The sequence below is a fragment of the Nitrospirota bacterium genome, assembly GCA_004296885.1.
Taxonomy (GTDB): Bacteria; Nitrospirota; Nitrospiria; order Nitrospirales; family Nitrospiraceae; genus SYGV01.
Genome location: SCVN01000015.1, coordinates 22,813 through 37,994, shown reverse-complemented (window position 1 = coordinate 37,994; position 15,182 = coordinate 22,813). Strand labels below are relative to the sequence as shown.

General features: G+C 63.3%; 16 protein-coding genes. All 16 read left to right on the top strand.

The features are described from left to right. The first annotated feature begins 32 nt into the window (after nucleotides 1–32). The 16 genes from fliF (at nucleotide 33) to fliQ (ending at nucleotide 15,172) form a co-directional block, all read left to right on the top strand. Entirely contained in the window at nucleotides 33–1,637 is a 1,605-nt protein-coding gene (fliF, locus tag EPO61_07395; GenBank protein ID TAJ08728.1) for a flagellar M-ring protein FliF, read from the top strand. After that, on the top strand, nucleotides 1,634–2,638 hold the full coding sequence (gene fliG, locus EPO61_07390; GenBank protein ID TAJ08727.1) for a flagellar motor switch protein FliG: 1,005 nt from the start codon (nucleotides 1,634–1,636) through the stop codon (nucleotides 2,636–2,638). The genes fliF and fliG overlap by 4 nt, the downstream gene beginning before the upstream one ends. Next, nucleotides 2,575–3,246: a hypothetical protein gene (locus EPO61_07385; GenBank protein ID TAJ08726.1), complete on the top strand. Its 672-nt coding sequence runs from the start codon at nucleotides 2,575–2,577 to the stop codon at nucleotides 3,244–3,246. The genes fliG and EPO61_07385 overlap by 64 nt, the downstream gene beginning before the upstream one ends. A 91-nt stretch (nucleotides 3,247–3,337) precedes the next feature. After that, complete coding sequence (locus tag EPO61_07380; protein ID TAJ08725.1) at nucleotides 3,338–4,657, top strand: FliI/YscN family ATPase; 1,320 nt, start codon at nucleotides 3,338–3,340, stop codon at nucleotides 4,655–4,657. Beyond that, on the top strand, nucleotides 4,615–5,091 hold the full coding sequence (locus EPO61_07375) for a hypothetical protein (protein ID TAJ08998.1): 477 nt from the start codon (nucleotides 4,615–4,617) through the stop codon (nucleotides 5,089–5,091). The genes EPO61_07380 and EPO61_07375 overlap by 43 nt, the downstream gene beginning before the upstream one ends. Before the next feature lie 28 nt (nucleotides 5,092–5,119). Next, nucleotides 5,120–5,695: a hypothetical protein gene (locus EPO61_07370; protein ID TAJ08724.1), complete on the top strand. Its 576-nt coding sequence runs from the start codon at nucleotides 5,120–5,122 to the stop codon at nucleotides 5,693–5,695. Between the two features lie 458 nt (nucleotides 5,696–6,153). Then, the gene (locus EPO61_07365) at nucleotides 6,154–7,722 is read left to right on the top strand and encodes a flagellar hook-length control protein FliK (GenBank protein TAJ08723.1); all 1,569 of its coding nucleotides are present in this window, start codon (nucleotides 6,154–6,156) and stop codon (nucleotides 7,720–7,722) included. Between the two features lie 24 nt (nucleotides 7,723–7,746). Further along, the gene (locus EPO61_07360) at nucleotides 7,747–8,463 is read left to right on the top strand and encodes a hypothetical protein (GenBank protein TAJ08722.1); all 717 of its coding nucleotides are present in this window, start codon (nucleotides 7,747–7,749) and stop codon (nucleotides 8,461–8,463) included. A 28-nt stretch (nucleotides 8,464–8,491) separates the two neighbouring features. Beyond that, the gene (locus tag EPO61_07355) at nucleotides 8,492–9,790 is read left to right on the top strand and encodes a flagellar hook protein FlgE (protein ID TAJ08721.1); all 1,299 of its coding nucleotides are present in this window, start codon (nucleotides 8,492–8,494) and stop codon (nucleotides 9,788–9,790) included. Between the two features lie 66 nt (nucleotides 9,791–9,856). After that, nucleotides 9,857–11,230 carry a flagellar hook protein FlgE gene (locus EPO61_07350; protein TAJ08720.1) on the top strand — a complete coding sequence of 458 codons (1,374 nt, stop codon included), beginning with the start codon at nucleotides 9,857–9,859 and terminating at the stop codon, nucleotides 11,228–11,230. Between the two features lie 328 nt (nucleotides 11,231–11,558). Further along, a complete protein-coding gene (locus tag EPO61_07345; GenBank protein ID TAJ08719.1) occupies nucleotides 11,559–12,134 on the top strand; it encodes a flagellar basal body-associated FliL family protein in 576 nt (191 codons plus the stop codon). A gap of 64 nt (nucleotides 12,135–12,198) precedes the next feature. After that, nucleotides 12,199–13,170 (top strand): flagellar motor switch protein FliM, encoded by a 972-nt coding sequence (gene fliM, locus EPO61_07340; GenBank protein ID TAJ08718.1) that lies wholly within the window; start codon nucleotides 12,199–12,201, stop codon nucleotides 13,168–13,170. Between the two features lie 101 nt (nucleotides 13,171–13,271). Then, nucleotides 13,272–13,610 (top strand): flagellar motor switch protein FliN, encoded by a 339-nt coding sequence (gene fliN / locus EPO61_07335; protein TAJ08717.1) that lies wholly within the window; start codon nucleotides 13,272–13,274, stop codon nucleotides 13,608–13,610. 31 nt (nucleotides 13,611–13,641) lie between these two features. Beyond that, nucleotides 13,642–14,031: a hypothetical protein gene (locus tag EPO61_07330; protein ID TAJ08716.1), complete on the top strand. Its 390-nt coding sequence runs from the start codon at nucleotides 13,642–13,644 to the stop codon at nucleotides 14,029–14,031. 158 nt (nucleotides 14,032–14,189) lie between these two features. After that, the gene (fliP, locus tag EPO61_07325; protein TAJ08997.1) at nucleotides 14,190–14,801 is read left to right on the top strand and encodes a flagellar biosynthesis protein FliP; all 612 of its coding nucleotides are present in this window, start codon (nucleotides 14,190–14,192) and stop codon (nucleotides 14,799–14,801) included. Nucleotides 14,802–14,902: 101 nt separating this feature from the next. After that, complete coding sequence (fliQ, locus tag EPO61_07320; protein TAJ08715.1) at nucleotides 14,903–15,172, top strand: flagellar biosynthesis protein FliQ; 270 nt, start codon at nucleotides 14,903–14,905, stop codon at nucleotides 15,170–15,172. The last annotated feature ends 10 nt before the right edge of the window (nucleotides 15,173–15,182 follow it).

The following is a 15,182-nucleotide window of genomic DNA, read 5'->3' as shown; positions in this document are numbered from 1 at the left end:
GACAGCCTCTCGTCTGTGAAAGGGTTGGTGCTATGCTCGGAAAATTCAACGACCTGCCGGTGGGGCGACGGTTTGCGATTCTCCTCGTGTTGGCCGCAGGAGTCGCCGGATTGGTGGCCGTGGGGCTCTGGAGTCAGCAGCCGGACATGCTAGTCCTGTTCGCCAACTTGACGCAGGAGGATGCCGGGGCCATCGTCGAGAAACTCAAGGAATCCAAGGTGCCCTACGAAGTGGGGGCCGGCGGCGGGTCGATTCTCGTGCCGAGCGCCCAAGTCCACGACCTGCGCCTTCAACTGGCCGGCCAGGGGTTGCCGCACGGCGGGGGCGTGGGTTTCGAGATCTTCGACCGCACCACGGTCGGCATGTCCGAGTTCGTCCAGAAGTTGAACTATCGCCGGGCGTTGCAGGGAGAGCTGGCGCGGACGATCGCGCAGATGCCGGAAGTGGAACGGGCCAGGGTCCACCTGGCGGTGCCGGAGCGCCGCCTCTTCAGTTCCGAACAGGACAAGCCCCGGGCCTCGGTGGTGCTGTCGCTGAAGCGCAGCGGATCGTTGAGCAAGGCGCAGGTGCAGGGGGTCGTGCATCTCGTCGCCAGCAGCGTGGAAGGGTTGCAACCGCAGCATGTGACCGTGGTGGACGGGCACGGCCGGATGTTGTCGGAGGCGTCGGATGACGGGCCGACGCGGCTCTCCGGGTCGCAGCTGGAGTATCAGCGGTCGATCGAGAAGGATATCGAGACCCGCATCCAGACCATGCTCGAACGGATCGTCGGGGCGAGCAAGGCGGTGGTCCGGGTGTCGAGCGTCCTGGATTTCCGGCAGGTGGAACTGACGGAGGAGCGGTTCGATCCCAATGGGCAGGTGGTGCGGAGCGAACAGCGCAACCAGGAAAAAGCCAACGGCACCAGCGGGCAGGCCGGCGGGGTGCCGGGCGTCGGGTCGAACGTGCCGTCGGGTCAGCAGGCGCAGCCGGTCCAGAGCAGCAGCAACAGCACGCAGACGAAGAACGAGACCCTGAACTACGAGATCAGCCGGACGGTGTCGCGGATCATCGAACCGACGGGCACCATCAAAAAACTGTCCGTCGCGGTGCTGGTGGACGGGACCTACGAGGCGGCGAAGGCCGGCGAGGGGGCCAAAGAGGGAATCGGCGAGGCCAAGCGCAAGTATGTGCCGCGGGCGGATGCCGAAATGAGGCAGATCGAAGAAATCGTCAAGAAAGCCATGGGCTATTCGGCGGAACGGCAGGATCAAGTTGAAGTGGTCAACGTGCCCTTCGGGGGCGAGGAGACGGAAGAGGGCCCCGGCGCGATCGCCACGGCGGGGCTCCCGTCCGCCGCCGTCTGGGCGCCCTACGTCCGCTACGGGGTGGCGGGCGTCCTGTTCCTCCTGATTCTGTTCTTCGTCGTCCGGCCCTTGATGGGCGTGTTGACGGCGCCGCAGGGCGCGCCGCTGCTGGCAGCCGAGGGCCAACTGGCCATGCCCCAGGGTATGCAGCCGGCGCTCCCCATGACGGTTGGCCAGTTGGAGTCGTCCTTGGGCGGCGCGCCACGGACCCAGATCGTGGATATGGCCAGAGGCAATCCGCAGTCCACCGCGCTCATCGTCAAACAATGGCTGAAGAGCCCCGCTGAATGAGCCACGCCATGGCCACGAATCTGAGCGGGGAAGAAAAAGCGGCGATTTTGTTGCGGGCGATCGGCGAGGATGCCGCCGCGGAGGTCATGCGGCACCTCGATCCCAAAGACATCCGCAAGATCGGCTCGCACATGAGCGCCATCTCGAACATTTCGCGGGAGGAGGAATCCGCGGTCATCGTGGAATTCCAGGCGGCGGCCTCCAACGGCGACGTCGGCTTCGAGGGCAAGGAATACATCAAGAGCGTACTCACCAAAGCGCTGGGGTCCGACAAGGCCGAGCGCATCCTGGAAACCCTGACCAATACCTCGTACCCGGGACTCGAATCCTTGAAGTGGCTGGAGCCCAAGACGGTGGCCCAGATGATCAAGATCGAGCACCCGCAGACGGTCGCGGTGATTCTGGCCCACCTCGATCCGGATCAGGCCAGCCAGATCCTCGCCCATTTGCCGGATTTCATGCAGGCGGACGTGACCTTGCGGCTGGGGACAATCGAAGAGATCCAGCCGGAAGTGCTCCAGCATCTGAGCGACGTCCTGCAGGAAGCCTTCAAGGGCGGCACCAAGACCCGGGGCTGCAGCGTCGGAGGAACCAAGGTGGTGGCCGACATCATGGGACGGCTCGACAAGGCGATGGAAGGCAACATCATGGGCAAACTCTCCGAAAAGGACCCGGAACTGGCCGAGAGCATCCGGTCCCTGATGTTCGTCTTCGACGACCTCGTGAAGGTGGACGATCGCGGGATTCAGGAACTCATGAAGGAAATCAGCAAGGAGGAACTCCCGCTGGCGCTTCGCGGAGCCGGACAGGAGGTGCGCGATAAATTCCTGCGAAATATGTCCAGCCGTGCTGCCGAGACGCTCAAGGAAGACATGGAGACCCGCGGGCCGGTCAAGGTCAGCGAAGTGGAGAAGACCCAACAGAATATCCTGAAACTCTGCCGGAAGCTGGAAGCGGAGGGCCGGATCGTGATTGCCGGTCAAGGGGAGGAGATGGTGTGATCGCGCAGGACTTTGCCCGGATTTTAAAAACCGCCGATGCCGAGTCGGCCAAGAGTTACCAGTTGGAGCCGGCGCCGGCCAGCCCCGGCGCCTACGACCGCGAGTCCCGCGAAAAGTCCGCCTACGAGCGGGGGGTGGCCGAGGGGACGCAACGGGCCAGGGCCGAAGCGGCGGATTTACTGGAGCGGCAATGTCAGTTGTTGAGCGCGCTCGTCCAGGAACTGCGGCTGACCCGCGATTTGTGGTTCAAGGATGCGGAGGAGCCGATCGCGGCGCTGGCGCTGGCGATTGTGCGGAAGGTGCTGCGGGAACAGGGCGACGGGCTGCGCGAGGCCGTCGTGGCGCAGGTCCGGGAAGCGCTGGCGAAGGTGCGCGAGGGCGGACCCATGAAAGTGCTGGTCAATCCGGGAGACGCTTTGCTCCTGGAGGAGGCGCGTGAGGCGATCGCCACGTCCTTCGAGGGGCGGATGACGCTCCAGGTCGAGGCGGACCCGCGTATCTCCTCGGGCGGGTGTCTGGTCGAGACCCCCTCCCGTGTGGTGGATGCCCGGATCGAGGTGCAACTGGCCCGTATCGCCGAGGCGTTGCGGCAGACGATCAAAACATGACGCGCTTGGCTCTCAGCATTCAGCCCTCAGCTCTCAGCTTGAATCGGAAGCTGATGGCTGACAGCCGTTGGCTTCTTATCCGGGGACGCTTATGCTGAACCTGACCGAACGGCTCGAGCAAATCGCGGACCTGGACTCGATCGCGGTCCGGGGGCGGGTGACCCAGGCGGTGGGACTTGTGGTCGAAGGCTACGGGCCGATGAATTCGATCGGCGAATTGTGCGAGATCGTGCGCGAAGACGGGACGGGCAAAATCATGGCGGAGGCGGTCGGCTTCCGGGACCAGCGCGTGTTGCTGATGCCGCTGGGCGAGATGCGCGGAATCGGCCCCGGGAGCCACCTGATCATGCAGGGCCGCACGGCCTCGGCGCCGGTCGGCCCGGCTCTGCTGGGCCGTGTGCTGGACGGGCTGGGCCTGCCGCTGGACGGAAAGGGGCCGGTTTCGGCGGAGTCGGAGTATCCGCTCTATGCCGCTCCTCTCAATCCGATGCACCGGCGGCGCATTACCCATCCGCTGGATCTGGGCGTCCGGGCGATCAACGGCTTTCTCACCTGCGGCCGCGGCCAGAAGGTGGGGATCTTCGCCGGGTCGGGCGTGGGGAAAAGCGTGCTGTTGGGCATGCTGAGCCGGTACACGGGCGCCGACGTGAATGTGATCGCGCTGATCGGTGAACGGGGGCGCGAGGTCAACGAGTTTCTGGAGCGGGACCTTCAGGCCGCCGGCCTCAAGCGGTCGGTGGTGATCGTGGCGACGTCGGACCAGCCGCCGCTGGTGCGCCTGCGCGGCGCGTTTCTCGCCACCGCGATCGCGGAATATTTCCGGGATTGCGGGAAGCACGTTTTGCTCATGATGGACTCGCTGACCCGCTTTGCCCACGGGCAGCGCGAGGTCGGGCTGGCGATCGGCGAACCGCCGACCACCAAGGGCTACACGCCTTCCGTGTTTACGCTGATGCCGAAGCTGCTGGAGCGGGCCGGCACCTGCCAGGGGACGGGTTCGATTACCGGCCTCTATACGGTGCTCGTGGAAGGCGACGACTTGTCCGACCCGATCGCCGACGCCGCCCGCTCCATTCTGGACGGGCACATCGTCTTGTCCCGAGACTTGGCCGCCCGCAACCAATTTCCCGCCATCGACGTCTTGCAGAGCACCAGCCGAGTCATGCGGGACGTGGCGGTGCCCGAGCATTACGCCGCGGGCAGGACCGTCATGGAGGCGTTGGCGACCTATCGCCGTTCGGAGGACCTGATCAATCTTGGGGCGTACAAACCGGGCGCGAATCCGAAGTTGGATCGGGCGGTGAACCAGCACGGCGCGATCACGGCCTACCTGCGGCAGGAAGTCAACGACAAAGCCGCGTTGGGCGAATCGGTCGTCGGCCTGTTGAAGCTGGCGGAGGCGCTCCGGTGAACCTGACGGTCCTGAAAAATTATCGCGGCCAGTTGGAAGAGGGGCTGCGCCTCGAGTTGGCAAGCCTCGATCAACGGCTCCGTGCGGCCGAGGAGAGCCTGGCCCTGGTCCGGGCGGCGGCGGACGAGGGTGCCCGCAGCTATCTGACGGATGCCAAGGCCGGGTTGACGGCCGACGAGGTGGTCGGGCGATACGAAGCTTGGGAGGCGCTCGCGGACGCGATTCGGCGCGCGCAAGCCGTCGTGGAGGAAGCGCATCGTCTGCGAAGCGAGAAAATGCGCGAGGTGCTGGAGATGTCGCGCGACAAGAAACAGCTGGAACTGTTGGAAGCGCAGGAGGCCCGCCTGCGTCGGGGGGAGGAAGGCCGGCGCGAGCAGCGGGCGATGGACGAAGCGGCGGCGGTCCGGTATCGCAGGGGTGGCCGGAAGGGGTGAGAGGATGGCGATGAGGGCGGGGTGTGCCATGAGGACACTGGCCGTACAGGCGGTCCTGTGGACCGTGTGGGTCCCGGCGGTCGCGCTCGCGTCTGCCGGCAAAACCGAGCCCCCCACTGAGCCGCCGCCCGCCGAATTAACCGGCCCCGTGCAGGGTCCCGCGATCGGGGTTCCCCGGGAGATTTTGGAGATGCTCGGCCGGCGCAAACAAGCGCTGGACAAAAAGGAGGAAGCGCTGCGAGTGGCCGAGACGCGCCTCGCCTCGCTCAAGGGCGAAATCGAGGAGATTCTGGTGCGCCATGAGCAGGCCGTGAAGCTGGCCGAGAAGGCGCGCAAAAATGCCGAGGAACAGAAAGCCGCCGGAGCCCAGAAGCAGGGCAAAGTGGATGATGAGACGCGCAAGGCCGATCAAGCCAGACTCGCGAAGATGTACGAGACGATGCCCGCCGAAGAGGCGGCGGCGCGGATCGAGAAGATGCCCAATGCCAGGGCCCTGGAATTGCTCCGCTTGCTCAAAGGGAAAACGGCGGGTGCGATCCTGGCCCAGATTCCACCCGTCAAAGCCGCCAAGCTGACCGAACAGTTGATTCCCAAACAGCCGTAGTAGGAGTTGAAAAAGGCCTCCTGCTTCGTTCTCGCACCGCTCGTCCCCTGTCACTCGTCTCTCAAAAAAACGTATCTCGTGAAGCGTCGTATGTGAGGCGCGAGGCGCCCGACGTGGCGACGCGGAGGGGGGGTGACGCGGCGATCTCCATGTCTCCGTGTCCCCGCGTCTCCGTGTCGCCTGTGCCCGTCACCCTTCACGATTCATGAGATACGCTTCACGAACGTGCGCCGCATCTCTTCTTGTCGCCCCAGCCCCGTTCGCCCGGCTCGTTCTTGCCGCGTTCCCTGCAACATTTACCTAGTAGAGGGGTTGTTTTCTGGGCTTGCCCGTGGAGGTGTTGATTTTGCTGAGCTTTTTGCGCGGCCGATGGGAAGGGAAGTTTGGCACAGGGCTTGAACTAGAACGGGCGGCGCCTGGTCTTGCCGGGCGCACGATTCAAGGAATGGAGGGATTCGGTGAACGCTGGTCTTCTCATCTCTGTCTCGACCGGCAACGACGGGGTGAAGGCTTCCGGCCAGGCTGTTGCGGACGTGCCGAAGTCTGAGGGGCATTCCGGCGAGACCTCCTTCGGAAAGGTGCTGACGCAGGCCGGGGAGCATGTGGATGCCGTGACCGATTCCGCCGATGCTGCTTCTCCGAAGGCCGACCCCCCTGCCTCGATGGCCTCCTTGTCTCCCCTGCAGATGGCATTGGCCCTGCAAGCTTCGGCGTTGGTTGCAGTCCAGGCAGGACAGGGTGGGCAAGCTGCTGTCGATGGCCAATCTGACTCGGCGCAGCCTGGCGCCTCGAGCCCCGGTGAGACCCTGTCGCTCCAGTCGTTGCAGCTTAGCCAGGCCGGGCAGGCAACGTCCGCCCTCGTGCCCCCTTCTGGATCCGACCAGATGCCTACGGTTGCGGCGGGGACTGCCTTAACAATGGCCGGCCAAGTCGGGATGGCGGCGATGACGGAGCCGGCCGGTCAAGCAAGCCCAACGAACGTGAATCAGCCGACACTCACCAATCAAGCAGCGACGATGACGCAGGCCCTGCTGCAAAACGTGGGTTCTCAGACTCAGCCGAACGATGCCTCCAACCGCCAGGCCGAGGTCCCCCAACAGCAGAACGTTGCCGAAGCGGTGGCAAAAGAGCCGCAGGTGCAACTCGAACTCGTCAATAAGATCGGGCCGGCGGAAGCCTCACACCTATCTGTGGGAGGTCCGATAGCCGCAGAGCCAGAGCGGATTCCCTCGCAGCCCGAGCCGTCAGCCCCGGCTCCGCAACTCAACGGGACCGGGCAGGAAAAGGACCCTGGGCCGATTGCGGCTGGCGCAGGCCAGCCGATCCAGGCTCCATCCGAACTCGATGCGACCCCCGATGCCGCCGCGCCGTCGTCGCAAACCGGTCTTCAGAACCGGGCAATGACCGAGCAGGCGCGCCAACTCGCCGCCTCCATGCAGACTGACAAGAGTAAGGAACCAGGCAAGGGCCAGAAAGAGCCCCAGTCGCCCCAGCTGGTGACCGGAGCCGAGCGGCTTGGTGTCGGCACGGGTGATGGCCGGACGGGACACATTGACGGAGCGGCCAAGGTCGTCGTTCCGACTCCCGTGGCTGCTCTTCCGGCAGAGCCGGCCGCCGTGCCTTCGGTCCAATCCTTGCGCCTGGAAGTCGAGCGGCCGGATCTCGGCGGGGTCCAGGTTCGCGTGGTCCTGGCCGACCAGACGGTGCATGCCAAGGTCACGACGGGACAGGTCGAAGTGCGGGATTTCCTGGTCGCCAGGCAGGACCAACTGGCCGTGGGCCTCAAAGCGTCGGGGCTGGAGATGGGCGAGTTCCAGGTGGACGTGGATCCCCAGGGCCGCGGGCAGTCCGGCCCCGGATGGTTTGCCGGAGCCCAGGGAGATCAGGCGGATCAGGGACGCCGACAGCCGGGGCCTCAGGCAACCCAGCCGCTGCCGATGGAACCCCGGGTGGAGCAATGGTCCGGTTATGGTCATGGGGCGCTTAGCGGAGTCTTGGAGCGCCGCACGTTGAATGTCTTCGCCTAGGATGGACGAGAAAGGATAACCATCATGTCGTCAGTCGCCTCGACTCAATCGCCTTCGCTGGCCGATGCGCTCAACTCGGTGACCAATTCCACGAGCGCCTCAGGCGGCCAGGCCACGACCGACTCCGGCACTCCCATCGTCAGCGGCCCCAAAGCGCTGGGCCAAGCGGATTTTCTGAACCTGATGATCGCGCAGTTGAAGAACCAGGACCCGATGAAGCCGATGGATAACGAAGCCTTCGTCGCCCAGCTCGCGCAGTTCAGCCAACTCGAGGCGAGCAACCAGTTGGTGACGCTCATGCAGCAGAACAATAGCGATCTCCAGGGCGCCAAACAGGTCGGTCTCGTCTCTCTGCTGGGACACGAGGTCAAGTTGAGCGGCGCGACGGTTCAGCTCGGGAATGGCCCCGCATCGGTCAGGTACACGTTGGCGGGGGATGCGGCTTCCGTTCTGGTGAATATTCTGAACGCCAGCAACCAGGTGATCCGGACGATTGGTTCGAGCAACCAAAGTGCCGGCAATCAACAGGTGGCCTGGGATGGGACGGATCAGAACGGGGTCCAGGTGGCTCCGGGAACCTACGGGTTCTCCGTATCGGCCAAGGACAGCGCCGGGCATGCCGTCACGGCCACTCCGGTCACCATTGCCACGGTCACCGGTGTGAAAAACGACTCCAACAACCCCATGCTGCTGATCGGCAATCAGCAGGTCGATCCGAAGAACGTGCTGGAAGTCTATTAGAACGGAGCAGGGCGGAGGACATCTGACCATGGACACTTTTTCGACCTTCTTCGTGGGCATGAGCGGTCTGAACGCCAACAGCCAGTGGTTGGCGGGTATCGGCAACAACATTGCCAACATGAATACCGTGGCGTTCAAATCGTCCCAGCCTCGGTTTGCCGAACTGGTGGGCGGATTACTGGCCGGAGGCGGTCACGGAGAGGATGGGATGGGTGTGGCCGTGTCCAAGCCCCAGGTGAACTTTGCGCAAGGGCCATTGGCCTCCTCCAACAATCCCATGGACTGGGCGATCGACGGGAACGGGTTTTTTGTGGTGAAGGATTTTGGCGGCAACAGCTTCTACACCAGGGCCGGCCAGTTCAAAATCCAGGCCGGGCTGACCAGCGACAAGATTACCGACGCAACCGGGCACGTGTTGCAGGGGTATCTGCCTGATGAGAATGGCGTTATCAGCGACACCCTGGGCGAGGTGGCGCTGGCGACCGAGATGAAGGCCAAGGCAACCTCGAAAGCGGCCATGACTCTGAACCTGGATTCTTCGTCCACGGCGCCCACGGCTGCCTTCGATGCCGAGGATGCCACGACGTACAATTTTTCCGTCAGCGACAAGTTTTTCGATTCGCGGACGGACGCGGGCGATGTGGCTCACACCCTGACAGCATACTTTGTGAAAACCGACGACAATACTTGGGATATCCACGTGCAGGTCGATGACGGGGAGGCTGCCGACGCAGGAGAGATGACCTTCGATACGAGCGGGACCATGACCTCCGGAGCCAAGCAAACCGTCACGGTGGCGGTTCCGATTCCCGGCACCCCGGCTGCCGCCGATGGAACCCCCGGCACCCCGGCCACGAGCCTCTCCCAATCCGTGAAATTGGATTTCACCGGGACCACGCAGTATGCCATGACGTCGGCGATCTTCAGCCAGTCTCAGGACGGGTACAACTTGGGGCGGCTGGATACGCTCACCCTGGGCGAGAACGGCCGCATTATCGGGAACTTCTCCAACCAACAGCATCAAACGGTGGCCCAAGTGGCGCTGGCAAGCTTCGAGGCTCCCTCGGGATTAACCCAGATGGAAAAGGGCCTATTCGCCGCCTCGCAGGCATCCGGCGCAGCGACCACGGTCAAGCCGGGCAGCGCCGTGTTGGCGGGGCAGGCGTCGGTCGGGCAGGTGCGGGCCAATACGCTCGAGCTCTCCAACGTGGAAGTGACCGACAATTTCGTGGACATGATGGCCGCCCAGTTCGGGTTCCAAGCCAGCTCGCAGGCGATCAAGACCACCGATGAAATCGTGCAGCTTCTTGTGGGGCTCAAACGGTAGGAAACGCAGGGTCAATGTCCGTCGGCGTGAAACCGCCGCCGGCGTCAGCAACGGAGGGATCAACACATGGGCATTCTGTCGTCGTTATTTTCGGGCGTCAGCGGGCTCAACGCCAACGGCAATCTCCTGTCGGTGATCGGCAACAACATCGCCAACCAGGGCACGGTCGGATTCAAGTCCAGCCGCGCGACGTTTGCGGACCTGGTGAGTTCGTCGTTGGGCGGCGGCTCGGGCTCGGTTCAGACCGGCATCGGCGTCGCCTTGACCAGCATCCAGGCCAACTTCACGCAAGGTTCGTTGGTGACGTCCGGAAACGCATTGGACATGGCCGTGGACGGGAACGGCTTCTTCACCTTGAAGGATGCCCAAGGCGGCACCTTCTATTCCAGAGCGGGACAGTTTCGGCTGGACTCGCAGAACCGGGTGGTGAATCCCAACGGCCTGTTCCTGCAAGGCTACCAGGCGGACACCAACGGACAGATTACCGGGTCGATCGATAATATTGCGCTGCCCAGCACGACGGCTTCCCCCAACAAGACGACGAAGGTCACGACTTCGGTCAACCTGCAGGCCGATGCGACCACCTCCGCCTTCAGCCTCGCCGATCCTACGGGCACGTCCAACTTCTCGACGTCCCTGACCGTGTTCGACTCGTTGGGGAAGAGTCACTTGCTTACTACCTATTATACGCGGACGGCCGCCAACACCTGGACCTACAATGTGATCGGGAACTCCAGTGAGGTGACCGCCGGCGTGGCGGCGGGTACTTATATCGCGGGCAACATCAACAGTACCTTGGGAATCGTGAAAATCGCGTCCGGGTCGCTGACGTTTACCACGAGCGGGGCGCTGGATACCGAGAGCGTGGTGACGAAATACGACACGGGGACCCTGGCGGGGTCGGCCGGGGCATCGGCTGGTTTGGCCACCATGAGTTTCGCGGGCGCCGCGGCCAGTCAGCCGGTCACGTTCGACTTTGGTACCAGTTTGACGACCGATTCCGGCCAGACCGGCTTGGACGGTACCACCCAGTTCGGCGCCGCCTCTGCGCTGGTCAACCAGACGCAGGATGGATACGGGGCGGGTTCGCTGCAAGCGTTCCTGGTGGACAGCAAGGGGACGATCAGCGGGCGGTTCTCCAACGGCCAGATCCGGACTTTGGCACAGGTGACCCTGGCCAAGTTCCCGGACCCGGTCGGGCTCATCCGGTCAGGCAAGAACCTCTATGCGGAAACGGCGGATTCCGGGCAGCCGCTTAAGGCGACCCCCGACAGCGCCGGGTTGGGGAAGGTGGCCTCCAATTCCCTGGAACTGTCCAACGTGGACCTGGGCGAGGAGTTCATCGGCATGATCAGCGCCCAGCGCGGATTCCAAGCCAATTCCCGCATGATCACGACGTCCGACGAGATCCTGCAGGAACTGGTGAACATCAAGCGGTAAGGAGCCGCAGGCGGCTTTCAGCCACCAGTTCCCGAGTCTTCGGTACGAACCCGAGCGGCTGGCGGATACGATTCTGCCGGCCGCTTTCTTTTAGGCTGACGGCCGGGGCTGTTAGCGGTACCCGTCAGCTAACTGACGTTGTCAACCGCCTGGCTCCGGTCCGGCTCTCGGAGCGACCTTGTCGGCGCTTCCATCGACTCGAACTGCTTAATAATACTCGCTCCAGGCGGATACTGGCGGTCGGTCTGGGCCCGGGGCGGTCCATCCGGACGTGGCACACCCATTGCACAGGTCCCAGCCACGGAATCCACTCCTTAATCGAAAGGGTATGGCTATGGCAGACGCATCAGCAGCAAATGCACCGGCAGACAAAGACGCAAAGCCTGCTGCCCCGAGCAAGGGCACGTCTATGAAGATGTTGATCATGATCGGCTTGGGCGCGCTGTTGCTCGGACTCGGGGGAGCCTTTGCCGTGCTCAAGCTCAGCGGACAGGGGCAGGCTCCGGCGGCGGCGGAGGCGCATGGAAGCGCATCGTCAGCCGGGCACGGAAGTGAAGCCGGACATGGAGGCGATGCCGCCAAGGCGGGGGGGGAGAAAGGCGCTCCGGCGGCGATCTTCGACTTGGATCCGTTCATTGTGAACCTGGCCGATGCGGAGGTCCGCTATCTGAAGCTGACCGTGAAACTGGACCTGGACCGGCCGGAGAGCAAGGATGAGATCGCCGCACGCCTGCCGCAGGTGCGGGACGCCATCCTGATCCTGTTGACGAGCAAGGACGTCGCCAGCCTCCGCACTACCCAAGGCAAATTTCAGCTCCGCGACGAGATCATCAACCGTGTGAACAGCGCTCTGCCGAAGAGCGGCGTGAAGACCGCCTATTTCACCGAGTTCGTCGTCCAGTAAGTGAAGAAGCAAACAGCCATCAGCGTTCAGCCATGATCCGGAAGCTGACAGCTAAGAGCTAAAAATGGAAAAAATTCTCAGCCAAGACGAAGTCGATGCGCTGCTCAACGGGGTGGTTTCCGGGGACGTCGATACGACGCCCAAGGAGGAGGCGCCGCCCACGGGGACCCAGAGCTACGACTTGCTGAACCAGGAACGGATCATCCGGGGCCGGATGCCCACCCTGGACATGATCAACGACCGGTTCATCCGGCTGGCGGCGCTCTCCTGGGCGAATGCGTTGCGCAAGGTGATCGACTTCACCATCGAATCCACGCAGATCGTCAAGTTCGGGGAGGTCGTCAAAAAGTTTCCGATGCCGTCCTCGCTGAACATCTTCCACGTGGACGGGCTCCGGGGCCATGGGCTGCTGGTGATGGATGCCATGCTCGTCTATTTGCTCGTGGACCATTTTTTCGGCGGCAACGAGCAGACGCACGTCAAGCCGGAAGGACGGGACTTCACCCTCATCCAGCAACGCATCATCAAGACGATCGTCGGCCTGGCCTTCGGGGATCTCCAGAAGGCCTGGGGGCCGGTCCATCCGTTCAAGATTCAGCACGTCCGGTCGGAGAGCAACCCGCAGTTTGCGATGGTGGTCGCGGCGTCGGAAATCGTCGTCGTGATCAAGTTGCAAGTGCAGATCGAAGAGAGCATGCGCGCCCTGTTCCTGGTCTATCCCTACTCGATGCTCGAACCGATCAAGGAAAAGCTCTGCTCCGGGTTCATCTCCGAGCACCTCGCGAATGAATCGCCCTGGATGAATCGGTTCACGGAGCAGTTGAAGGAGTGCGAAGTGCAGGCGACGGTCCAGCTTGGGACGGCCCGCATACGGGTGCGGGACGTGCTGAACTTCAGTCCGGGCGACGTGCTGATGTTGGAACAGAGCCCGGGCGATCCGATCCGGTGTTTCGTCGAAGGCCTGCCCAAGCTGGAAGGCGGGGCGGTGGTGATGAAGGGCAACCAGGCGTTCCGTGTCAGCCGGGTCCTGTCGTAGCAATGATGAATGATGATTGCGGAACGATGAGTGGTTCGGATTCAGGCCGGTCGGCGGTGCTCATTCTGCAAGCAACGGTCGTCGAGTAGGAGGAGCGGGGTATGGGAAATCAGGAGGTCGTTCAACAGGGATCCGCGCCGGCCCTGTCCTCGGCGGAGCCGAGAGGCGGCACGGCCACGGCCAACGGCATCGATTTCATTCTCGACATTCCGATGCAGGTTTCGGTGCAGCTCGGCAGCACGAGGATGCTGGTCCGCGAGTTGCTGCAGCTGGGTCAGGGGTCGGTCATCGAGCTGGACAAGCTGGCGGGGGAGCCGATGGAAGTGCTCGTCAACAACAAGCTGGTCGCACGGGGAGAAGTGGTGGTGGTGAACGAGAAATTCGGGATCCGGTTGACCGATGTCGTGAGTGCGACCGAGCGGATTCAGCAACTGGCGTGATGCGCGAAGGGGCAATGATGAATGATGCGCGATGAGTGATGAACGACGGACCTTCAGTCCGACATGCATCGTTCAGCATTTCCGAAGGAGTGACGTGGATTTCTGGGAAAGTCTCATCCGAACGGTGTCGGCCTTGGCGGCGGTGCTGGGGCTCATGATGCTGCTGGCGCTGGCGGCCCGGCGTTGGCTGGGAGGTCGCATGATGGGCGGAGCCGAGACGCCCTTGGTGCAGGTGCTGGGCACCGGTTATCTGGGACCCAAGAAAAGCGTGGCGTTGGTGTCCGTCGCCGGCGACTTACTGATCGTCGGGTCCACGGCGGACAGCTTGGTGTCGCTGGGCCGGGTCAGCGACCCGGAGCAGGTCCGGCTGGTGCTGGCCAAGCGGGGCGCCGGCCCGGCGATCCGCGAGGTGTCTCCGTGAGACGGACGGATCGGCTCTCCCTGGTCCGCCGCCTGAAATTCCCGCTGGCGCTTGGCCTGGCCGTGCTGCTGCTCGCCTGGGCTGTCGAACTCTGGGCCGAGGGCCCGGCCATCACTATCGACCTCGGGGGCGGAGCCAAGGGCCAGACCTCGGTGGTCATGCAGATCCTGGGTTTGCTGACGGTCCTCTCCCTGGCCCCGGCCATGCTCATCATGGTGACCTCCTTCACGCGCATCGTGATCGTGCTGTCGTTTCTGCGCCAGGCGTTGGGCACTCAGCAGGTGCCGCCCAATCAGGTCCTGATCAGCCTGGCCCTGTTCCTGACGTTCTTCGTGATGACGCCGGTCTGGCAATCCGTCTATGGGGACGCGCTGCAGCCCCTGTTCGCCGAGCAGATCACGCAAGAGGAGGCCTTGAAGCGGGGACTGGCGCCGATCCGCGCCTTCATGCTCAAGCAGGTCCGGGACAAAGACCTGGCCCTGTTCATCGACTTGGCCAAGCTGCCGAAACCCAAGTCGGTCGAGGATGTGCCGACGCACGTGATCATCCCGTCATTCATCCTGAGCGAACTACGGATCGCCTTCCAGATCGGCTTTCTGGTCTACATTCCGTTTCTGATCGTGGACATGGTGGTCGCGAGCGTCCTGATGTCGATGGGCATGATGCTGCTGCCGCCCGTCATGATCTCGCTCCCGTTCAAACTGATTCTCTTCGTGCTGGCGGACGGATGGTATTTGGTCGTCGGCTCGATGGTGAAGAGTTTCCATTGAGGACGGGAGCATACGGCGAATAGCGAATGGCCGATGGCAAGAAGAAAGACAGCGTCGCTTCCGGCTATAAGCCATCAGCCATTAGCTCTTAAGGAGAAGACATGAATCCGGATATCGTGGTGGAGCTGGGGCGGCGGGCGATCGAGACCACGTTGCTAGTCTCGGCTCCGATGCTGGGCTTGAGCCTGGCGGTTGGGCTGCTGGTGAGCGTGTTTCAGGCCATGACCCAGATCAACGAGGCCACGTTGACCTTTGCGCCGAAAATCCTGGCGGTGTTCGTGGTGGCGTTGCTGTTTTTTCCGTGGATGTTGAGCGTGCTGATCAGCTTCATGACCGGCATTCTGACGAGCATTCCGGACTACGCCTACTGAGGAAACGATG